A 22,145-nucleotide genomic window follows, 5' to 3' on the forward strand; every position below is an offset into this window, starting at 1 on the left:
CCCGCTCGACAAAATCGGGATGTCGCCCGCCTGTCCCCAGACTTGCACCAGATAGGTGCCGTTCGAACTACGCAAGACATAAAACGTGCCGTTGTTGGGCCGCCAGACGCCGATGTCAACTTTGCTGTCGCCGTCATAATCGCCCGGCGTCGGCAGGTCTGTGCCCACACCCCAGGCTTGTATTTGCGTCGCGCCATTCGAGCTTTTTTGAATCAGCCAGTCGCCCGTCGCGCGCCGGAAGACGGCCAGATCGGTCTTGCCGTCGCCGTCATAATCGGCGGGCACGGGTTGATCGTTGAATTGTGCCGCGCTCGATCCCCATTGGGTGATTTGCGGCTGATTGTCCGACGAACGTTTGATGTACCAGTTGCCATCGCTGGGCCGCCAGACCGCGATGTCGGTCTTGCCGTCGCCGTCATAATCGCCGGGCACCAACAAATCGCTCGCCAGGCCCCAGGCTGTGATTTGATAGCCATTGTCAGACGAACGCTTGATATACCAATTGCCGTCGCTGGGCCTGAAGACGGCGGCATCGGTCTTGCCGTCACCGTCATAATCGCCCGGCACCGGCACATCGCCCGCCGTGCCCCAGGCAATCACCTGGTAGGCGCCATCCGACGAACGTTTGATATACCAATTGCCGTCGCCGGGCCGCCAGACAGCCAGGTCGGTTTTGTGGTCGCCGTCATAATCGCCCGACCAATTGCCGTCGCTGGGCCGCCAGACTGAAATATCGCTCTTGCCGTCGCCGTCAAAATCCGCTTTGGCCGCTTGCACCAGCAGCGCCGCATTGACCGTGGCGGTTGAATTCAATGTGCCATCCGCCTTGGGCAACGTTGTGGGGCTGGCGGGTGCGAGGCTCTTTTCAGCCGTCCGGTTCAACGTTTCGTTGGGGGCCGCCGCGCCGCCGCTATTCTGCCCGCTATAGACCACCTGCTTGACCTGGTCGGCCTGATTATAGGCATAGCTCAGCCCGAAGACTTTCCCGGCCAGCCCGCTGAAGGTGCGCGTCTCGCTCTGCAATTGGCGGAAGCTGTTATAGGCGTAATTCGTTTGCCCTTCGCCATCGGTCATCCGGGTGCGCGCGCCATACTCGTCGTATTGATAACCCACGCCCGGCGTCGCGTCGCTGTAAGCCAGCGTCGTGGGCAGATTGCGTTTGTCGTAGGTGTAGGTCGTCGTCTTGCCGTTGGCGTTGGTCACGGACGCCAGCAAATCATTCGTGTTGTAGGTATAGTTCACCTCGCCCGCTTCCGGCGTCGTCTCCTTTTTCAGCAGCCCATAACCGTCATACTCGAAGGTGCGCGTCTGCGTCGGCAGGTTGCCGGCGTTATAAGTCGCCGTGTGCGTAATCATTGTCAGCCGGTCTAACTCGTCGTAGCTGTACACGGCCCTGCTATAGACGCCATCCGACGCCTGCCCGTTTGGTTCCACGGCTTCGGCCAAACGGCCAAAAGTGTCCGTCTTGGTTTCGGTGTAATTGCCCAACTCATCAGTCACACGCTTGCTCATATTGCCCGCACAGCCACAGCCTTCATAATCCACATGCACTTCGTTGTTATCCGGCTTCTTGGCCATGATCATGCGCGAAAACGTGTCGTAACTGATCGTGGTAAACAGCCAACTGGCCGAGGCGTCTTCCGCCGCAGGAGCAAAGCTGCCATTGATCGCCAGTACGTTGGACGAATCTTTGACGCGCCCCAATTTGTCGTAGGCAAACAACTGCCCGGCATATTTGCCGCTCACGGCGTCCGGGTGGTCGCTGGCTTTTTTGAATGGATGGCCCGCACCGTCCATCAAGTCCCATTTGAAGCGCACCTTACCCGACTCGATCTGTTGCTTTGTCCCGACGACTAACAGGTTGTCCCAGTAATGGGTCTCGACAAAACCACCATCAGGTCGAGTCGTCTTTTTCGGACGATCTGTGCCAGCGTCGTACTCAGTCTCGACCACTTGTTGCCACTGAGTACCGCTGGGGATGTTGAACGTCTTGCGCACATTGCCCGTGTAATAGTCGTACCAGCCGCCGGACTTGAACAAAGCGGGGTCAGTCGTCGTGAAGGGGTACACGTGCGTCGGCCCTACGTTCGCCGGTTTGTTTGCATAATTGTCCGCGTAATCAATTTGTTTGCGATTGCCTGCCGCGTCGGCTTCGCCGCGCAGGTTGCCGTTGGTGTCGTAAAAGACCCGCTTGAGGGTGCGCGTTTGGTTGGTATCGGCCACATTGGTTTGCACCACGCTGGTCAGATTGCCGCGCGTTGTAAAGGTGTTGCTGTAGGCATTCTCGTGTTGAATCACACCCGGTTCGTCTTTCAAGTATTCGGCTACCTGATTGTTGGAATCAGTATAGCTGCCGGTCTGGTCATAAACGTTTTGCACGCGTGACAGCAGCGTACCATTGCCCTTAAATACCGACACTTGCAACGGCAAGCCCAGCATGCGCGTCGCCGTTTCAGGCAACCCCGGCAAGGGCGGTAGATCATAGTTGAGGTAGGTCGTTTCGGTGTAACGGTACACACCGCCACCACTCTCCGGTTGGTCGTTCTGCCGCACCGGCAACCACATCCCATAAAATTGATCATACACCGTACTGCTTTTGCGGATCAGCGGCGACCCGCTGACCGACAGGTCCCAGATTTCCGAGGCCACCACGCGCGGATTGGAACGATAGGATAACCCGCTGTCCTGTTGATAGGTGGTAATGACGCGCTTGAGATAATTGTCCGCGCCGTATTGATAGGTCTGCAACTCCGTGGTCAACCCGTTGAGGATCGCTTGATATGTGCGTTCGCTGTTATCCGTCACGCCCCGTCCGAAATTGCCGAGAATATAGTTGTAAGTCACACCTTGCCAGTTTTCCGCCCACTCCGTCCGCGAGAGCAAAAGCGTCGGCGCATAGTATGTGTCATACCCAAACACGGTTGACGCGACTTGCCGGGCATTCTCTTGCCCGATCGCCGGCGTCCATTTGGAGATTCCCGCAATTTGCCCGTAGCTGTTAAAGGTGAACCGCATGCTCGCGCCCGTCGGATAGCTGAGGCGTGACAGCAGCCACACTTGCGGGTTATTCGACAACGCCGGATCAGTCACGCCGAAATTGGTTTGCAACGTCACCGGCGCATAATCCAGCCGCACGAAATAAAAAGCCCCTGCGGGACGCTCCTGCTTGATCCCGGTCAGGCGATTGTCGGTGTACTCAAAATCAATCCGCCGTCCCGCCGTGTCCGTCACAGAATCCAGCACCTTGCGCTCGTTGCCGGTCACAAACGTCAGCGTCTTGTAAACGATGGTGAGGTAGTTGCCATTACGGTCGGTAATCCTGGTCGGCAGCAACAGAAAATCATAGTTGCCGGACGACATCGAACTGTCGCCAAAAAGTACCTTGGTACCATTGGGGAAGCTCAAAACATGGCTGGTTTGATCGAACTGCAAATAGGTGCCGTCATAACTTTCCAACAACGTCGTCGGCCCATCCACCGCCAAGTCATGCCGCGTGCCATCCGGGGCCAGATAGATCGCGCTGGCTTTGCCCGTCACGCCATTGGCATACAACTGATTACCGGCGCCCCGGAATTGAATCGCCCCAAAGCCCAAGCGCCAGCCCGGCGCCGGAAAACCGTGATCCACATTGAAGGTCGTCCCGGCGCTGCTGGTTTGCCAAAGGTTGTTGCTGTAACTCAACGCCAACCCCACCCCCAAACCCGCGCGCCCGGCCAGATTCAAGACGGGCACACTGAGGTTAAAGCGCCGCTGCAATAAATCCACTGACAGGCCGCCCGTGACCGAGTTGCTCACCGTCGGATCAGGCGCTTGCAAGGGCAACGCGCCGACCGGCCCCGCCGCATTATCCGGTTGCACCGCGGCGGTCAAATAATTGTCGTAGCTATTCGCATTGACCGGCTTGGGGTCTTCATAACTCGCGTCGGGCCGGCTGCCTGGCTGATACGCATTGGGCGCGGCGGGTGTCGTGCCGCGCAAAGTGTCCAGATTGACGCCTGTTTGAAACAGGCCGGTCAGCTTGCGCCAAACCAAGGCCAATGCTGCTAACTGCGGGGGGGGGCTGAAGTTACGTGGATGTAGCTGATTCTTGGGCGTGGCGGCCCGGACGGCTTTGGGCTGTAGGGCCAGCAGCGGCGCGTAAAACAGACTGACGATCAACAAGGCGGTCAAAGTGTTTTGTGTGGCGGATGCACGAAATTGGCGTTGGCGCATGACTCACTCCCCTTGGCAAAGACTGACGAGAACAATCTATGTTACTCGCGGCAGTTACACTTCGACCTCTATAGGCACAAGCGAAGCTGCTGCCCGATAACACAATGTTACTTTTGCTGATGCAATAACCTCCGGCTTACCGTGCCGGATTTGAGACAGAAGCGAAAAAGAACAGGTTAAGTTAAAAGTTGTTTGGCCCGAATTGTTGAATTGCCTGCTGCGTTACACGGCTTGGGTGCACAACGCATTGGGCTGGCTTATACGCCTATGTTACTCGTCTGTCAATTGGAAAAATTTACGCAGTCGGAGTAGTTTCCACCACTGCGTTTCTGTTACTTCGTTGGGTGTTACACCGGCAAGTAAAATTTGCCTGTCAGCGTAGTGGCGCTGGCAGTGCGGTGCTGGCGTGAACCACGTGTGTCCCGGCGGAACATTCAAAGGTGGCTGTCTGTGTCGCTGGAAAGCGCGGTGTAGCTCGCAACCCTGCTTCCTGCTGAAAAATTTACAGCGGATCTTTTTCACACGCGCCAATTGACAGAACGGTTAAGCAGCTAATATATTAGCTGCTTAAATATGTACTGCTGAATTTTGGATTTGGAGCAAGCCAGGTTTGCAAGGGAAACGACATGGCGACGGCGGAACCTTTCATCATCAATAAAGCGAGAATCAGCGATCAGGTTTACGACTACTTGCGCGGTGAGATTTTGACGGGGCGTTTTGCGCCGGGCCAGCGGTTGAATCTGGAAGAACTGGTTGAGCGGCTCAAAATCTCGAAGATGCCGGTCAAAGAGGCCATCGGGCGTTTGGCGGTGGATGGCTTGCTGGATGTGCAGGCGCAGCGCGGCACCTTTGTCAGCCGGGTTGATCCGCGCGAATTGCAAGAAACCTTTGCCGTGCGTTGTGCGCTGGAGGTGCTGGCGGGTGAACTCGCCGTCGAGCGCATCAAGAAAGCTGACCTCGAAAAGTTAAGCAAGCTAATCGCCGAGATGGAGCAGTCCACCAGTCAAACCGATGTGGGCCGTCATCTGGAATTGAATTTTCAGTTTCACGGGTTGCTGGTTGAACTCGCAGACAATCGCAAGCTGATCGAGATGTATCACCGCTTGCGCACGCCCATTCAAATCGCAGGCATTCATTATCGTTCGGAAAGCTGGGTGGAGCGCGTCGCGCAGGAACAAAAGGAACATCGCGCCATCGTGCGCGCCTTACAACAAAAAGATGCGGGGGCCGTGGCGCGCGCCATCCGCGAACATCTCAAACGTGGCGGGGCTTCTTTGCTGGCAGAAGTAAAACGTTCGATCAAGCAGGATTCCTAACCGATCCCATCAATTCAACGCAACGCGCAGCAGGCGGTTTCAACCGGGAGCGTACTTTGGCGAGTGGCGGCCCCGATGAAACCGGGCTTGCTGTGCGTCCACCAATGGAGGCACAAGATGAAGCTGTTCCACCTCGTTTCCCATCGGCGAGCATTACTTAAAGGCTTGTCCCAAGGGCTGTCAATGCTGCTGCCAATGTTGCTGCTGGCTTTGCTGCTCAGTTCCACGGCACTGGCTCAACGCGGACGCGGCACCATCCTCGGCACGGTGACCGATGCCGGCGGCGCGGTCGTGCCGGGCGTGACCGTGACGATCACCAACACGGCGACCAATGTGGTGACGACGGCCATTACCAACGATGATGGCAATTATGTGACGCCGAATTTGCAGGTGGGCGCGTATTCCGTGGCCGTCACCAAGCAAGGTTTCAAAAAAGCCCTGCGCAGCGGCATCACGCTGGAAGTGGATCAGCGCGCCGAGATCAACCTGACGCTCGAAACCGGCGCGGTCAGCGAAACCATCGAAGTCAGCAGCCAGGCTTCACTGGTAGACACCACGACCGCGACTTTCGGCAAGGTCATTGAGAATCGTCGGGTGGAAGAATTGCCGGTCAATGGCCGCAACGCGCTCAGCCTGGTGTTGCTCGCGCCCGCCGTGCAATCCGGCATTGGGCCGACGGCTTCCGGTTTCGCGGATCGCGGTACCCAGATTTCTTTTATTCGCATCAACGGCAGCCCGTTTGCCGCGAACAATCTGGTGGTTGACGGTCTGAGCAGCGTCAATGCGTATGTGCCTGACGTGAATATCAACCCGAACGTAGATTCGGTGCAGGAGTTCAAAGTCCAGACCAACACGATGTCGGCGGAATACGGCTTCACGCTGGGCGGCGTGGTCAACCTCGTCACCAAAGCTGGCACGAATGCCTATCACGGCACGCTCTATGAATTCTTCCGCAATAACGCGCTCGACGCCAATTCGTGGGCGAATAACCGCGCGGTACGACCGATTCAACCGTTGCGTTATAACCAGTACGGCGGTTCGATTGGCGGGCCGCTTCGCCTGCCCGGCAAAGTGTTTGGGCCGCTGGGTTATGACGGCCGCGACCGCAGCTTTTTCTTTTACAACTACGAAGGCTATCGCTTCGTGACCAACGCTTCGGGTTTTTACACGCTGCCGACCGAGGCGTTTCGCAACGGCGACTTTTCCAAACTGGCCGATGCGACCGGCAAACCGATCATCATTTACGACCCGGTGACGACGCGGGCGAATCCGGGCGGCAATGGGTTTCTGCGCGATCCATTTCCGAACAACATCATTCCCGCCAACCGCCTCGATCCGGTCTCAAAGAACATCCTGAAATTCTATCCGCTGCCCAACCGCACGCCGGACAATGCCTTTACCAATCTGAACAATTACTTCGGCGCGGTCAGCAACAAGCGCACGCTGAGCAATCACACCGCGCGCTTTGACCATCGCTTTTCCGAAAAGAACAACTTCACGGCGCGCTATTCGTTTTATAAGCAGTACACCGATCAGGGCACCTCGAATCTTTATCCTGACCCAGTCATCCGGCAGCGCTTCGATCCCTTCCGTGGGCATAACGTAGTGCTGACCGATTTGCATAACTTCACGCCGCATCTGATTCACGAAATCCGCCTGGGCGTGGCGCGGCAAATCTTCGATTTCAAAGTCGCCAGCGCGGGTGATGGCTGGCCGCAACAACTTGGGCTGCCCGCCATCGTGCCGCCTGACACCTTCCCGGCGGTCAGCAACGGCTTGCCCGGATTTCAAACCGGCACCGTGGGCAAACGCGGCAGCTCGGTTTGGCAGTTGTTTGATTCGCTGACCTGGTTGCGCGGCAATCACACGCTGAAATTCGGCACCGAATCACGGCTGACACAAGCCAATAATCTGCAAAAGAGTTCGCCTTCAGGTTCGTTCAACTTCCCGACCACGCTTACCGATAACGCCGCGCCCGTGGCCGGCAATCGCATCAACACGGGGAATCAATTTGCCACATTTTTGCTGGGCACAGTCGGCAGCGCGTCGGTGACGACGCACCTGGGCGAATCCGAAGTCGGCAAAGCTTATGGATTTTACGGCAACGATGACTGGAAGATTCGCCGCAATCTGAGCCTCAACCTGGGCTTGCGTTACGATTATCAGCAACAACCATATGAACGGCGTTGTGGCACTTCGATGTTCAACCCGTTCGTGACCAATCCGACCAACGGATTGAAAGGGGCGACGCAATACGCCTGTGTGGATTACGGGCGCACCTTCTCTGAGACTGATAAAAACGACCTGGCCCCGCGCGTAGGCTTTTCGTGGGATGTGCGCGGCAATCAGAAAACCGTCGTGCGTGGCGGGTACGGCATCTTTATGGCGTCGGTGTTTTCGTTTTATGTGGGCAATTTCGACAGTACCAACGGCTTTGCCGGAACCTCGACCGCCTACAATCCGCCGAATGGCAACAACCTGCTGACGGCGTTCCAATTCAAGGACGGGTTCCCCTTCGTTCCCAACCAGCCGCAAGGCGCGAAGCTGGGGCCGAATCTGTTTGCGACTTCGAGTACTTCCTTCCGCGAACAAATTGCGCGCACGCCCATGTCGCAGCAATGGAATCTGTCGTTGCAACAGCAATTGGGCGGCGGTTTTTTGGTTGAAGTCGCCTATTCGGCCAACCACGGCACGCATCTGCTGACGGGCAATTACGATTTGAATCAGGCTGATCCGGCGCTGGTGCGGCAATTCGGGTTGGCGGGTCAGTTGACCAACAACGTGGCCAATCCATTTGTGGGCAAAGTACCGGGTGCGTTTGGCGGCGCGACCATCACACAAGCGCAGGCGATACGCCCCTTTCCTTATGTCGGCGGCATCACCGTGCAATCGCCGCATCAAGGCAACTCCATCTATCACGCACTGTTAGTGTCAGCCGAAAAGCGTTTTTCGAAAGGCTTCACGCTGCTGGCGTCCTATACCTTCGCCAAGCTGATCAGCGATTCGATCTACAACGGATTGAACTTTATCGGCTCGGAAGGTGGCAACGAATTCGGCTACCAAAACGGTTTGTACAACCGCCGCGCCGAACGCGCCGAAGACCCCTCCAATGTGCCGCACCGGCTGGTGGTGAGTGGATTGTTTGAACTGCCCTTCGGTGCAGGCAAACGTTTCGATTTCAAAAATGGCGTGGCGAACAACATCCTGGGCGGCTGGCAACTCAACACTATCACAACGATTGTGCAGGGCACGCCGCTGGTCGTGCGCGGCGCGAACAACGGCTTGGCGAATCGTCCCGATTGGGTTGGCAGCTTGGAATTGCCCAGCGGATTCACCGACGCCAACCCGCAACGCGGCGTGCAATGGTTCAACACGGCGGCGTTTCTGAATCCGGCGTTGTATACCTTTGGCAACACGCCGCGCGCGATCAGCCAGTTCCGCAATCCGGGCGCGGTGATCGTTGATCTGTCCGTATTCAAGACCTTCAGGATCACCGAAAAGCTGAAGCTGCAATTCCGCGCCGAAGCGTTCAACGCGCCAAACCACGTCAACCTGGGCACACCGAATACATCATTTGGCGCAGGCCCGAATGGGCAGAATAACAATGATGCGTTTGGGCGCATCACCGGTTCGCGCGATCCGCGCTTGATGCAGCTTGGGCTGAAATTGATTTTCTAAGCGCATTTCTTTGTCAGTGGGGGGAGATAGAAATCGCCTTGCGATGGCTATCTCCCTTTTGGTTAAACAAGAGAAGAGACGAATCGGTAGAATTGCTTCATACCGAATGAACAAGCCAGTCAACAACCTGCGTTGGTGGATTGCCGGGCTGGTCTTTCTGAGTACGGTCATCAATTACATTGACCGGCAAACACTAGCGGTGCTATCGCCGACCCTGACCAGGGAATTGCATCTGACGGATATTCAGTACGGCTGGATTTCACAGGCCTTTCTGATTCCCTACACGTCTATGTATATCGTCGCAGGCCTCCTGTTGGATCGCTACGGTACCAAGCGCGTGTTTAGCCTGGCGGCGGCGTGGTGGTCGCTGGCGGCGATGTTGCACGCGGCGGTCAGCAGCGCGGTTGGCTTCGGCGCGTTTCGATTTTTGTTAGGCACGGCGGAATCGGCCAACTTCGTTGCCGCGCAAAAGGTCGCGGCGGAATGGTTCCCGCCCAAAGATCGCGGCACGCTCAACGGTCTGGTGCAGGCGGGCAGCGTGACGGGCGCGATACTGACGCCGCCGCTGGTCGTCTGGCTGGCGGCGAGTTATGGCTGGCGCTACGCGTTTTTGATCACCGGCGGCGTTGGTTTGTTATGGGTGCTGGCGTGGCAATGGTTTTATCATCTGCCACAGGATCATCCGCTGATCACGGAAGAAGAGAAGGCGTTGATCAATGAAGGGGTGCCCGCCAACAGCGCGGCCAAGCCTGGCTGGCGACAGTTCTTTCGCTATCCGCAAACCTGGGGCTTGATCCTAGCCCGCGTGATTTCCGATCCGGTTTGGTGGTTTTATCTTTTCTGGCTGCCGAAATACCTGACCGAAGCGCGCGGCCTGACGAACAAACAGATGGGACTGGTGCTGTGGATTCCGTATCTGGTGTCGGATGTCGGTTCGATTTTCGGCGGCTGGTATTCGGGCAAACTGATCGTGCGCGGCCAGGGCATCGTCAAGGCGCGCCAGACCGTGATGCGGTGGTCGGCGTTGCTGATGCCGCTTGGCATACTGCTGGTCTGGCGTCCGCCGATGCCGCTGACGATGGCGTTGATCAGCCTGAGTCTGTTTGCGCATTCCAGTTGGAAGACCAACTTGGTGACGCTGACGGTGGACATCTTCCCGCGTCAGGTAATCGGTACCGTCCACGGTATTGTGGCGATGGGCGGCGGCATTGGCGGCGCGATCATCACGCCGCTGGCCGGTTACATCATCGCGTGGTACGGCTACAAACCCTTGTTGCTGGTGATGGGGATTTTGCATCCGCTGGCGTACCTATGCACGCATCGCTTGGTGCGCGGCGAAGCGGTGTTGTTCGGCGAAGTGCGGCCCGCGCCTGAGATTCCAGATGGAAGCCCAAGCGTTGTACAAAATTGATTGCCAGCGCGCCTGTGAAGCGATGGGCACACGCTTTGAACTGTTCTTGCGCGGTGCGGACGCGGAACATCTGGATTCCGTCGCCGTTGCCGTGCTGGAAGAGATTCAGCGCTTGGACGCAACGCTTTCACGCTTTGACCCGCGCAGCGAAATCGCCCGCCTCAATCGTGACGCGGCACGCAAACCAATTCGTGTTGATCGCGAATTGTTCGCGCTGCTCGCACGCTGTCAACAGGCGCGCGTGTTGACCGGCGGATACTTTGATGTGACCAAAGGCGCGGCGTTAGCGCTGGAAGCGGAAACCGGTTCGGTGCGGTTGTCGCCGGCGGAGGCGTATATTGATTTGGGCGCGGTGGGCAAAGGCTATGCGCTGGATTGTGGCCGCGCAATTCTGCAACGCTTCGGCGTGACGAGCGCGCTGTTGCACGGCGGCGCGAGTTCCGTGCTGGCGGTTGGCGCTGATGCCTGGCCCGTTGCGTTGCGGCATCCGCAAACGCCCGAACACAGCGCCGGGCGCATTGCCTTGGCCGAGCGCGCGCTGTCCTGCTCTGCCGTGCGGCACGTGGGGCAGGCGCAATCCGATGTGGTAAATCCGCTGACGGGCGCGGCACTCAACGGCGATGACGCCTGTGTGGTGCTGGCGGCAAGCGCCACAGAGGCCGAAGTCTTTTCAACCGCCTTGCTGGCGATGGGGCGCGCGGCGGCGGCGCAATATCTGGCCGCTCACGCAGAATTGAATTTGGCTGTGGGCTGGCTTGAACCGAGCGGCACGGTCTGTTGGTTAAAGGAAACCTGAATGACCCTCACGCGCAGAACCTTTTTGGGAACGGCTGGGGCCGCGTTGACGGCCAATGCGTTGCCGCGCGCCGATGAGCCGCCCGTGCGTGTGGCCGTGATCGGCACCGGCGGACGCGGGTCAGATTTGATCCGCGCGTTGACAACCATCGAGAGCGTGACGCTCTGCGGCGTTTGCGACGATTACCCGCCGCATCTGGAACAGGGCACGAAATACGCCGGGCCGCAGGCGCAACCGTTCAGCGATTACCGCAAGTTACTGGACGACTTGAAACCGCAGGCCGTCGCTATCGCCGTGCCGCTTTCTCTGCATTACCAAATCGCCGCCGCTTGCCTTGCTGCCGGGTGCGACGTCTTTCTGGAAAAGACGATGTGTTACACCGTGGACGAAGCGAAACGGTTGGCCGCGCAGGTCGCGGCGTCCAAGCGCGTCTTTCAAGTCGGCCTGCAACGCCGCGCCAATGCGATTTATAAACAGGCCCAGGCAATGGTCGCCGCCGGCATGATCGGCCAGGTGACTTCCATCAAAGCGCAATGGCATCGCAACAATTCGTGGCGGCGGCCCGTGCCTGTGCCGAAAAGCGATGCGAACTGGACGCGGCTGGAGCGGCGGCTGAACTGGCGCTTGTACAAGGCGTCATCGCGCGGGTTGATGGCCGAACTCGGCAGTCACCAGATGGATGTCGTCAACTGGTTTCTGGGCACGCACCCCAAACGCGTGATTGCTGCGGGCGGCATTGAATACTTCCGCGATGGGCGCGAGGTCTATGACAACATCAGTTGCCTGTACGAATACGAATTGAAAGACCCGGCGGGCAAAGCCTATACCGTGCGCGCAAATTACACTTCGCTCTGCAACAACGCTTACGAAGGTGCGTCGGAATTGATTATGGGCACGAAAGGCAGCTTGTATCTGACCAGCGCCAAGGGGTTGCTCTATCAGGAAAAGGGCACCGATGCGGTCAGTTGGGAAGGCGGCCAAGATCAACAAGCCGCCGCTGCCAACGCCGCCGTCGTGACCGCAGGCAAGACGCTAAAGCTGTCGAACGACCCCTGGGCGCAGCGCGGCGCGCCGTTTGAAATTGACATCGCCGAAGGCAACGACACGCGTGATGAATTGGTAGCGTTCATTGACCACGTGCGCCGCCAGGATCAGAAAACGATCTGTGATGTGAATGTCGGGCTGCTGGATTGCGCGACGATTCTGATAGCTAACCAGTCTGTCGAGAGCGGCGGCTGGGTTGAGTTTCCAAAATAATTCTTGCGGTAAATTTTCCGGTGACGGCAGTTCAGAGTTCACGCTTCAGCGTGTGAGTGGCGGCCCGCAAACACGCTGAAGCGTGAACTCTGAACGTGTGTTCCCTTGCCAGCCCCGAATTATTTACCGCAAGAAATAATCTGCCCACGAAAGCACACAAAGGGAACACGAAGAGAGAAATAAAACTTCGTGTCACTTCGTGGGAGAAAATTTCACCGCAAGTGAGGACACAATGAAACGCCGAGACTTTTTAACGACCGCTGCTGCCGGGGCGACCGGCTATTCGATGTTTATCAAGGTGGATGCGCTGGCTGATCCGCAGGATAAGCGCTCCGCTGAGGAGATTCGGCAGGAAATGCAACGCCTCGCGCCCACGGGCAATCTTGCCGCCGCGCCGTTCGAACGCAATATGAAGTTGGTCGAATTGAATTGCGACGTGCTGGTCGCGGGCGGCGGTCTGGCGGGTGTGCTGGCGGCGGTCAGCGCGGCGCGGCACGGCGCCAAAGTCGTGCTGGTGCAGGATCGTTCGCGGCTCGGCGGCAACTCGTCCAGCGAGATCAAAATGCACGTCGTCGGCGCGAACAATCACAAGGGGCGTCCCGGCTGGCGCGAAGGTGGCTTACTGGAAGAATTTCGTTTGGACGACGCGGCGAACAATCCGCAACGCTGCTGGGAACTGTGGGACTTGCTGCTCTATGACAAAGTCGTCAGCGAACCGAACATCACCTTGCTGCTTGAAACCACGCTCTATAACGCCGAAGTCAAAGACGGTCTGATCCAGCGCGTGCAGGCGCGTTGCGACCGCACGGAACACATTTATCGCATCACCTCAAAACTGTTTGCCGATTGCACGGGCGACAGCCGCCTGGGTGTGGAAGCAGGCGCGGAATATCGCGTCGGCCACGAAGCTCGCGCACAGCACGGCGAATCGCTCGCGCCCGAAACCGCCGATAACAAAACGCAAGGTTGCAGCATCCTGTTCACCTCGCGCGATTTCGGCAAACCGATGCCCTTCACGCCACCGAAGTGGGCGCGCAAGATCACCGAAAAAGATTTGAAAGCGCGCGGCATCAATTCATGGGAGTACGGCTATTGGTGGATCGAATGGGGCGGCCATATCAACACGATCCGTGACAACGAACGCATTCGCTTTGAATTGCTGGGCATCGTGATGGGTGTGTGGGGTTACATCAAAAACTCCGGCAAGTATCCGTCTGCGGCCAGTTGGGCGATGGATTGGGTCGGCATGCTGCCCGGCAAACGCGAAGCGCGCCGCCTGGTCGGTGATCACATGCTGACGCAAATGGATTTGATGGGCTTGAACGGCGAATTTGAAGACGCCGTCTGCATTGGCGGCTGGAATCTGGATGAGCATCCGCCGACGGGCTTTGAAAATCCGGAGTTGCCGCCTTTCGTTTCGATCAAACTGCCGGGCGTCTACAACATTCCGTTTCGCAGCTTGTACAGCAAAAACGTCCGCAATCTGCTGATGGCCGGGCGCAACATCAGCGCGACGCACACAGCGTTTAGTTCAACGCGCGTGATGGGCACTTGCGCCGTCGAAGGGCAGGCCGTTGGCACCGCTGCCGCGTTGTGCGTCAAACACGGCCTGTTGCCGCGTGGCCTGTATGAAGACAAGGCCAAGTTGAAAGCTTACCAACAGACGTTGCTGCGGGACGATCAGTCCATCAAGGGCGTGAAGAACGAAGACCCGCTTGATCTGGCGCGCACCGCCGCCGTGACGGCTTCGGGCGAAGATGCGAATTGCCAAGCGGCCAACGTGCTGAACGGCTGGACGCGCATTTTGCCCGGGTATGACAACCAATGGGCCGCGTCGCTGGGCGAAAATGGGGCCTGGCTGGAATTAGCCTGGGACAAGCCGCAAACAATCAAACAGCTTCAACTCATCTTTGATTCCGGTTTCATTCGCGAACTGACGTTGTCGTCTTCGGCGGAGGCCAACAAGGGCATCATTCGCGCGCCGCAGCCTGAAACCGTTAAGCGGTATTCAGTGCAGTACCAATCCGATGATGGGAAAGAGTGGACGGAGTTGGTCAGCGTGAAAGGCAATCACCAGCGATTGCGGCGGCATCAGTTCGCGCCGGTCGCGGCCAAACGCATGCGCATTCACGTCAACGAAACCAACGGCGACAAGCTGGCGCGCATTTTTGAGGTGCGCTGTTACGCATAATTGGGCGGGAATGAAAATCACCAGCATCACCGCCTATGCGGTCAAAATTCCGCGCGACTTCACAACGGCACGCGGCACGGCCGGTTCGCCCACGCCGCTGGTGGAATCAGACAATGCTTATCGCTGGGCAACGAGCTACCCAACGATTTATTCAACGCGGATCGAAACCGCGCTGATCAAAATCACCACCGACAGCGGCCTGATCGGCTGGGGCGAAGCGCAAGCGCCCGTCGCGCCCGAAGTCGTCTGCACCATCATTCGCACGATTCTGGCGCCGCTGCTGCTGGGCGAAAACCCGCTGGCGCACGAAAAGTTGTGGTCGTTGATGTACGCGGCGATGCGCGTGCGTGGGCATACGACATCGTTTCTGGTGGACGCCATCGCGGGCATTGACATGGCGTTGTGGGACATCAAGGGCAAGGCGCTCAAGGCGCGCGTTTGCGATTTGTTGGGCGGGCCGTTCAAAGACGAACTGCCTGCCTACATTTCCGGGCTATCGGGCGTGGATGACGAAGCGCGTATTCAGCAGGCGCGCGGCTTTCAGGAACGCGGGTTCACGGCCTTCAAGCTGTTTATGGATGGCGAAGCGGAGGCGACCTTGCGGCTGATTGACAGCTTGCGGGCGGTGTTGGGCGGCCAGGCGCAAATCTTTGTGGATGTGCTGTGGCGCTTCGATCCGGCACGAGCGGTGCGCTTTGGCAAACAGCTTGACGTGCGCGGCACCGGTTGGTTTGAAGCGCCGCTCAAGCCCGAAGATGTCGCCGGGCATGCGCGGCTGGCCGAAAGCCTTGAGACGCCCATCGCCATTGGCGAAAGCTACCGCACACGTTGGGAGATGCAGCCCTTCTTTGCAGCGGGCGCGGTTGAAATCTTTCAACCTGACATCGGGCGCAGCGGCATTACCGAAGGCATGAAACTATCGGCGCTGGCTGAATTGCACAATGTGCCTATCGCCTTTCACGTCAGCATCGGTCTGGGTGTGCAAATCGCGGCGGCCTTGCACGTCGCCGCTTCAATTCCGAATTTGTTGTATGTCGAATGCAATCCCCAGGTCTGGCAAGTCGCCGAGAGCTTGCTGAAGACTGCGTTGCCCGTGGGCCAGGGCGTCGTGGGCATCCCGGCGGGCGCTGGCCTCGGCGTTGAGATTGACGAAGAAAAATTGCTGCCTTTCATTGCGAAATAACCGATGAAAAGCGTGGTGCCGCTGTCCGACAAGCTGCCAGCTCGTCGCGGACTCTGAGTTGCACCTCTTCCGCAGACCACGACAAGCTGGCAGCTTGTCGGACATTTTCTGAGGAGCCTGGCTGGAATGAGTGAGCCTTACCAAGGGATTTTCCCGATTGCGCTGACAACCTTCGATGCACATTACGAAGTGGATGAGCAAAGTCAGCTCGGGTTGATCAATTACTTGATTGAATGCGGTGTGCATGGCATCGCGATTTTCGGCAACGCCAGCGAAGGTTATGCGCTGAGCGAAGCCGAAAAGGGAAGACTGCTGCCGCTGATTATCAAAGAAGTGCGGCGCCGCGTGCCGGTCTTCGTTTCGACTGGGCATACAGGCACGCACGTCGCCGTGCAAATTTCAAAAGCCGCGCAGGACGCTGGGGCGGATGGGTTGATGATTCTGCCGCCCTATTTTCTGAAGCCTGCGGCTGATGACCTAATTGGCTATTACAAGGCGATTTCTGCTGCCGTGAGCATTCCGATCATGATTCAGGATGCGCCCTTGCTGACCGGCGTGAATATCAGCGCGGCCCAGATGGCGCGGCTGGCCAGGGAATGCGCCAACGTGCGCTACACCAAAGTCGAAGCGCCGCCGACCGCCTTGAAAGTGAGCGAAGTGAAACAGGTCTGTGGCGACGTGCTGACGATTTTCGGCGGCTTGAACGGGCAGTTCTTTCTGGAAGAGTTGCAGCGCGGCGCGCGCGGCACAATGCCGGGCAGCGATATGCTGCCGATGTTCGTCAAGGTTTGGGATTCGTTTCTGGCGGGTAAATACAAGGAAGCACGCGCCGCGTTCAATCGTCACTTGCCGCTGATTCGCTTTGAATTGCAACCGGGGCTGGGCGTCTCGGCGATGAAGCACAATCTGAAAGCCGCCGGAATTATTAAACACGCGACAGTGCGTCCGCCGACGCGCACGCTGGATGGGACTGGGGTTGAAGAACTGCGACAACTGACCGAAGACATAGGGTGCGGCTAGCGGCTTACCCCACCTCAAAAACAGCAATAGGCCGACGGCATTCCAAGGGAATTACCAACGGCCTATTTTGTTGCTGGGGTGAGGACCCGATTCGCACCGAAGTGCGAACAGTTCGTTGTTTGAGGCCCTGGACTCTAATGCGGGAAGAGTCCTGTGTTGCGGGAAAAGGGAATCAGGTGGCGGGCCTCAGAGCTACGGGCATACCGGACGGGATGTCGGTTGCCTGACGTGGCCAGTGCAGTGGGGAACTACAGCATGTCAGAAACGAATTGTAGAGTTTATTTTCAGGAAACTTGTTGGTCACGATGTGCGGCTCAACCGGTCTGAAATAAGTGAAGCGCAAGCCGCGTCGCTCAGTGTGCCCCGTAACCCAAGCGGCGCAACTTGCGCTTCTGAAAACCGTGATTGCTGACCAAAACCGACCCCCGTGTCTTTCTTTCAGCCAGCCGCCACGGTTTATAACCGAGAGGAGTGATAACTGTGGTTCGATAGGTTTCGACCGCGGACTGCGTCAATTGATGTGCCCCGTTATCCAACTGACGCAGCCCAGCGATCGAAGAATGCAATTGCCAGCTAAAATCCGACCCCCGTGTCTTTTCCAGCTTGCAACTGCACAATCGAGAAAACCGAAATTCAAAAAGCCGTGACAAAAACTCGTTGCTTCACTCGACTCCATCGGAAAAATGAGCGATCCGCAAGCGGTGCCGCCCGATGTGCCCCGTAACCCGGACGACACCGCTTGCGAATCTTAAAATGTAGCTGCCAACCCAAATTCGACCCCCGTGTCATTCAAAGTTGACAGCTACAAACCGAGAGGAGTGATGGTAAATCGTGTGCTCTGAAACTCAACTCAAGTAGAGAAAGGAACCAGCCCGCAGGTTGCGTCACCCAGTGTGCCCCGTAACCCAAGTGGCGTAACCTGCGAACTGATAAAGCGTAGTTGCCCGTCAAAATCCGACCCCCGTGTCTTAACTCTGACTGGTAACTACGAAACCGAGAGGAGTGATGAGCAATAAACTCGTGCGAATCGGGAAGAGCGCGCCGCGCGTCAGACGCCTGCGCTGTTGGTGAGGTTAACGCTATGCATCGAGCAGCTTCTCACGCCCCTCCCGCCTGGTAAAAATCTTGGCATTGTTGTTGATGCCGGGTTGCAAGGGACTTCAAAAATCTTGTCTCGCCGTTACTTTGTTCATCCCTTGTGCCTGACCATAGAGCAACGACCGTGCCAGCGCTTGCCAAAGCTGCATTGCGGTTTTGAAAAATGTGGCAATTGCTGCAATGACTGGATTTTTGGTGTGGATTTCGCAGCGTCTTAGGAAAGCAGTGCCGTAACGAGCGCGTCACGAATTGCTGACAAGCCCCAGCGCTGTCCACGATGAAAGACATCTGCGGTTGTCGCTGTCCACGAATGGCGACAACGAATGGCGACAGGCAACAGATGGGTACAACTCTATCACTGAAGCCGCATGCGCTGGTCGCCACACAGGCAACAGAGAGTGCGCCACCAAATCTGCCGTGCGCCAAACGTTTCTTCATGCGGAAGACCTATGGAATAATCCGGTGACGGAAATTCAATCTCTCTCGACAGGTAAACCCAAACCCAAACAAACCCGAACCCAAACAAACCCGAACCCAAACAAACAATGATGACGAATGAAGAAGTCCTGCAAATTTTTGAAGCGAATCACGCCCTGCTGAGCGGGCATTTTCTGCTCACCTCCGGGTTGCATAGTCCGCGTTACTTGCAATGTGCGCTGGTGCTGCAACAGCCGCGCATTGCCGAGCGGCTTTGCGCGGCCCTAGCCGCCAAAGCGCAAGCCGATGTTCGCATCGGGGCCATTGATCTGGTCGTCGCTCCGGCGCTGGGCGGCGTCATCGTGGCGCATGAAACGGCGCGGGCGTTGGGGCTGCGCGCGCTCTTTACTGAACGGCAAGAGGGCGGCATGAAACTGCGACGCGGGTTTGCCATCCAGCCCGGCGAACGCTGCCTGGTGGTGGAAGATGTGGTGACGACGGGCGGTTCCACGCGCGAAGTGATGGAGTTGGTCACGCAACTCGGCGGCATCGTGGCCGGGGCGGGATCATTGATTGATCGCAGTGGCGGCGCGGTGGATTTAGGCGTTCCGCGCCATGCCCTGGCAGTCTTGGCAGTGCCCACCTGGAGGCCGGAAGAGTGTCCGTTGTGCCAAGAAGGTTCGACGGCGATCAAGCCGGGAAGCAGGCAGTGACCGCGAACGCGGCCTCAGCGGGGGCAAGTTGAGGAACGTCTCAAGCCGGTTCCTGCGCAAAGCCAAGCAGGATTGGTTCAGGTTTAAGCTCCAAGCCAAACCGTGCTTGCACGCGCGCCTGAATCTCGCGCATCAGTTCGATGATTTCGCTGGCGCGCGCGCCGCCGCGATTGATGAGGGCCAGCGAATGCTTACTCGACAGCCCGACATTGCCGTGCGTGTAACCTTTGGCAAAGCCCGCCTGTTCGATCAGCCAGGCCGCCGGAATTTTGACCTGTTCATGGGCTGCCGCGTAATGCGGGAAGGTTTCTTCAGTCTTTAGTATACCCGCCACCCGCGCTTTCGTTTCCAGCGCGCTAAATTCCGTCGCCGCGAGAACCGGATTTTTGAAGAAGGAGCCGGCGCTGCGCGTGTCCGGGTCAGCAGGGTCGAGCACCATCGCTTTGCGGCGGCGAATGGTCAGCACCGCCGCGCGCACATCGGCCAGCGTTGGCGTAGTGGCTGAATCCGCCAAAAACTGCCTGACGTCGGCATACCGCAAGGCCGGCGCACCATTCACGCGCAGCATATATGTCACAGCCAGGACGATGAAGCGCTCACGTTCAAGCGTGTTGAAGCGGCTCTGGCGATACCCGAATTGGCAGGCGGCGTTGCTCAATGCAATGATCTGCTCTGACTGCCGATCAAAGGCCCGCACGCTCGTGATGGTTTCGCAGACTTCCTGACCATACGCGCCGACGTTTTGCACGGGTGTGCCGCCCACAGAGCCGGGAATGCCACTCAGACATTCAAGGCCTGCCCAGCCTTGCGCGACACAGTGCGCCACAAACGCATCCCAGGGTTCGCCCGCCGCCGCCGTCACACGGGCACCATTGGTTTCAAGCTGTGCTTCAATTCCGCGCAACGCAATGTGCAGCACCAGACCCGGAAAGCCCGCATCGGCGATCACCAGATTGCTGCCGCCGCCAAGCACAAAGACAGGCAATTCACGTTGCGCGGCAAAGGCGAGCGCCGCTGGAATCTCATGTTCTTGCGTGATGGTCGCAAAGAAACGTGCCGCGCCGCCGACGCCCAAGGTAGTCAGGGGCGCGAGCGGGACGTGTTGTCGTATGAATGCGGGTGGTTGCATGGGGGCCGCATTATCCCGGAGTCACGGTTACGGCTGCAAATGTGCTTTGAGGGTGCGCATACCGGCGGCGAGTTGGCTTTTGATTTCGGCGGGCGCGCGGCCCAATTGGCTGGCGATTTCGGTATAAGTCAGCCCTGCAAAGCAGGCCAATTCCAATGCGCGGCGTTGTTCGACAGGCAAATGCAGCAGGGCTTGGCGCACGCGCTGACGCCGCTCGGCGACCACGCTATTTTCGGAGCACGCTGCCGTCTGCCCAGATTCGGCGGACGGATTTGCGGGCGGATTTACAGAAAGCGGAGTTGGCATGGCGGTTGGTCGTGGCAGTGCGCGCAAGCGTTCCAACCCCAGCTTGCGCGCCAATAGCAGCAACCAAGTGAGCGGGCAGGTTCGCTGGGAAAGCGGCGCAGGTTCGGCTTGTCCGGTTTGTTGCCAGACCTGTTTATAAACTTCCGCCAGCACGGTTTCAGCCGTGGCGCGTTCCGGCAGCAGAGTGAGCAACAGGCCGAACACCTGGCGATGCGTTTGCTCGTAAAATGCGGATAGCGCCGCCTGTTCACGGCGCGCTATTCCGTCCATTAAGTCCGCGAGCATGCCCTGCCACGCTTGCGGAGTGATGTTCATTGCCTGGTAGCGAATGGCACTGGTCAGCATAAGGTTTCCTCTCCTCTTTGACCGACTGTCGTTTGTGAGAGCGGCGGCCCTCACTTGGCTAAGCGGGATCGCGCTGCGAAAAAGGTCATGCTGCCGAAATTTTTGCTGGAATGACGGCGAAGCTGAGGGCTAGTCGAAACGCTAACCCTCAGCTTTGTAAAGCCGGGCAGTTGGGACGGCGGTGCGCGTTGGACGCCTACCGCAAGGTTCGCTTAATGATTGATCTCGACTTGCAGCTTTTTGCCGCGTTGCGCCCCGTCAAGCGTGACCAGTTCGTTCCCTTCCAGGTCGAAAATCTTGACTTGATCCTGCGTGGTTAATTCATCCAGTTTCTCGTTGAGCTTGATGGTCAGTGAAATCTTTAAGGTGCCATCCAGGTGAAAGATGTCGGTGAAGGTCAGTTGCACAAAGGTCGCCGCGAAGGTGCGGTCGCCAATGCGTGCCCAGGTGCCGTGCCCTGGATTGCCAAGTGCGGGGATGGGCGGGCCTGCCGCCGAAAACAGCGCCGTGCCATCGGCCATAAACGTCAGTAAGGATGGGAACGACGGGCCTGCATCGGGGCCGCCGGGCGTCACTGTCGCGACCCAGGTGCCCACGAAGGCTTTGATCTGCGCCTGTTTGACCTGTTCGAGAACCTCCAGAATGCCGCCACCGGCTGCCGCCTGCGGGGTGATGGACGTTTCATGCGTCTCCACGGTTTGCGCATAGGTGGAGGGCGGGGTGATGAATGCGCTCAGGGCCAAGAGGGCCGTGAACATTGCGAAGAGGGTTTTGCTGTGTTTCATAAAGTTGCTCCTTTCAAGCTTGCTTCAATTAAAGGTGGAAACGAAGACGGACAGACGAACAGTTGGTTGTCGCTCGTTTCCAGATAATGCATCTGACCGGTTTCGACCCAACGATAGACCGCGCGCACGCTGACACCGGCCAACGCGGCGGCTTCTTCCGGGGTGAGCAGCACCACCGGGGCCGGGCAGCTTGGACAAAAAACGGGCGCGGGCGGCGTGGCGTTTGGCCATACCAGGCGTCTGCGCTCGACCGTAATTTCAATCCGCCGGGTTCGGTTCATGGTGTTT

The 22,145-nt window shown here is 58.0% G+C and carries 14 protein-coding genes; 9 read left to right on the top strand and 5 right to left on the bottom strand.

What is annotated here, in order from left to right:
- A partial coding sequence (locus tag HY011_03780) for a VCBS repeat-containing protein (protein ID MBI3422033.1) occupies positions 1–4,212 on the bottom strand: 4,212 nt, incomplete at its 3' end.
- Positions 4,213–4,838: 626 nt separating this feature from the next.
- Here HY011_03780 and HY011_03785 point away from each other — a divergent pair.
- The 9 genes from HY011_03785 (at position 4,839) to HY011_03825 (ending at position 19,292) form a co-directional block, all read left to right on the top strand.
- The gene (locus HY011_03785; GenBank protein ID MBI3422034.1) at positions 4,839–5,528 is read left to right on the top strand and encodes a GntR family transcriptional regulator; all 690 of its coding nucleotides are present in this window, start codon (positions 4,839–4,841) and stop codon (positions 5,526–5,528) included.
- 117 nt (positions 5,529–5,645) lie between these two features.
- Entirely contained in the window at positions 5,646–9,206 is a 3,561-nt protein-coding gene (locus tag HY011_03790) for a carboxypeptidase regulatory-like domain-containing protein (protein ID MBI3422035.1), read from the top strand.
- A gap of 106 nt (positions 9,207–9,312) precedes the next feature.
- Positions 9,313–10,617 carry an MFS transporter gene (locus HY011_03795; protein MBI3422036.1) on the top strand — a complete coding sequence of 435 codons (1,305 nt, stop codon included), beginning with the start codon at positions 9,313–9,315 and terminating at the stop codon, positions 10,615–10,617.
- A complete protein-coding gene (locus tag HY011_03800) occupies positions 10,589–11,413 on the top strand; it encodes an FAD:protein FMN transferase (GenBank protein MBI3422037.1) in 825 nt (274 codons plus the stop codon). The genes HY011_03795 and HY011_03800 overlap by 29 nt, the downstream gene beginning before the upstream one ends.
- The gene (locus HY011_03805; protein MBI3422038.1) at positions 11,414–12,670 is read left to right on the top strand and encodes a Gfo/Idh/MocA family oxidoreductase; all 1,257 of its coding nucleotides are present in this window, start codon (positions 11,414–11,416) and stop codon (positions 12,668–12,670) included.
- A gap of 232 nt (positions 12,671–12,902) precedes the next feature.
- Positions 12,903–14,861: an FAD-dependent oxidoreductase gene (locus HY011_03810; GenBank protein ID MBI3422039.1), complete on the top strand. Its 1,959-nt coding sequence runs from the start codon at positions 12,903–12,905 to the stop codon at positions 14,859–14,861.
- A gap of 10 nt (positions 14,862–14,871) precedes the next feature.
- Positions 14,872–16,044, top strand: a complete 1,173-nt coding sequence (locus HY011_03815) for a mandelate racemase/muconate lactonizing enzyme family protein (protein MBI3422040.1) — start codon at positions 14,872–14,874, stop codon at positions 16,042–16,044.
- 126 nt (positions 16,045–16,170) lie between these two features.
- On the top strand, positions 16,171–17,064 hold the full coding sequence (locus HY011_03820) for a dihydrodipicolinate synthase family protein (GenBank protein ID MBI3422041.1): 894 nt from the start codon (positions 16,171–16,173) through the stop codon (positions 17,062–17,064).
- A 1,646-nt stretch (positions 17,065–18,710) separates the two neighbouring features.
- Entirely contained in the window at positions 18,711–19,292 is a 582-nt protein-coding gene (locus tag HY011_03825) for an orotate phosphoribosyltransferase (GenBank protein MBI3422042.1), read from the top strand.
- A gap of 40 nt (positions 19,293–19,332) precedes the next feature.
- On the opposite strand, the gene HY011_03830 is transcribed toward HY011_03825, so the two are convergent.
- The 4 genes from HY011_03830 to HY011_03845 all read right to left on the bottom strand — a co-directional run bounded on the left by HY011_03830 (position 19,333) and on the right by HY011_03845 (position 22,138).
- Entirely contained in the window at positions 19,333–20,421 is a 1,089-nt protein-coding gene (locus HY011_03830) for a UDP-N-acetylmuramate dehydrogenase (protein MBI3422043.1), read from the bottom strand.
- 27 nt (positions 20,422–20,448) lie between these two features.
- Complete coding sequence (locus tag HY011_03835) at positions 20,449–21,072, bottom strand: sigma-70 family RNA polymerase sigma factor (protein ID MBI3422044.1); 624 nt, start codon at positions 21,070–21,072, stop codon at positions 20,449–20,451.
- 212 nt (positions 21,073–21,284) lie between these two features.
- Positions 21,285–21,857 (bottom strand): hypothetical protein, encoded by a 573-nt coding sequence (locus HY011_03840; protein ID MBI3422045.1) that lies wholly within the window; start codon positions 21,855–21,857, stop codon positions 21,285–21,287.
- The gene (locus HY011_03845; protein MBI3422046.1) at positions 21,854–22,138 is read right to left on the bottom strand and encodes a helix-turn-helix domain-containing protein; all 285 of its coding nucleotides are present in this window, start codon (positions 22,136–22,138) and stop codon (positions 21,854–21,856) included. Before HY011_03845 ends, HY011_03840 begins: the two co-directional genes overlap by 4 nt.
- Positions 22,139–22,145 lie beyond the last annotated feature (7 nt).

The organism is Acidobacteriota bacterium (assembly GCA_016196035.1).
Classification (GTDB): Bacteria; Acidobacteriota; Blastocatellia; order RBC074; family RBC074; genus JACPYM01.

Bases quoted from the DNA above. Each gene is read 5' to 3' on its own strand.
- HY011_03785 (MBI3422034.1), top strand. From the start codon at position 4,839: ATGGCGACGGCGGAACCTTTCATCATCAATAAAGCGAGAATCAGCGAT.
- HY011_03790 (MBI3422035.1), top strand. From the start codon at position 5,646: ATGAAGCTGTTCCACCTCGTTTCCCATCGGCGAGCATTACTTAAAGGC.
- HY011_03795 (MBI3422036.1), top strand. From the start codon at position 9,313: ATGAACAAGCCAGTCAACAACCTGCGTTGGTGGATTGCCGGGCTGGTC.
- HY011_03800 (MBI3422037.1), top strand. From the start codon at position 10,589: ATGGAAGCCCAAGCGTTGTACAAAATTGATTGCCAGCGCGCCTGTGAA.
- HY011_03805 (MBI3422038.1), top strand. From the start codon at position 11,414: ATGACCCTCACGCGCAGAACCTTTTTGGGAACGGCTGGGGCCGCGTTG.
- HY011_03810 (MBI3422039.1), top strand. From the start codon at position 12,903: ATGAAACGCCGAGACTTTTTAACGACCGCTGCTGCCGGGGCGACCGGC.
- HY011_03815 (MBI3422040.1), top strand. From the start codon at position 14,872: ATGAAAATCACCAGCATCACCGCCTATGCGGTCAAAATTCCGCGCGAC.
- HY011_03820 (MBI3422041.1), top strand. From the start codon at position 16,171: ATGAGTGAGCCTTACCAAGGGATTTTCCCGATTGCGCTGACAACCTTC.
- HY011_03825 (MBI3422042.1), top strand. From the start codon at position 18,711: ATGACGAATGAAGAAGTCCTGCAAATTTTTGAAGCGAATCACGCCCTG.
- HY011_03830 (MBI3422043.1), bottom strand. From the start codon at position 20,421: ATGCAACCACCCGCATTCATACGACAACACGTCCCGCTCGCGCCCCTG.
- HY011_03835 (MBI3422044.1), bottom strand. From the start codon at position 21,072: ATGCTGACCAGTGCCATTCGCTACCAGGCAATGAACATCACTCCGCAA.
- HY011_03840 (MBI3422045.1), bottom strand. From the start codon at position 21,857: ATGAAACACAGCAAAACCCTCTTCGCAATGTTCACGGCCCTCTTGGCC.
- HY011_03845 (MBI3422046.1), bottom strand. From the start codon at position 22,138: ATGAACCGAACCCGGCGGATTGAAATTACGGTCGAGCGCAGACGCCTG.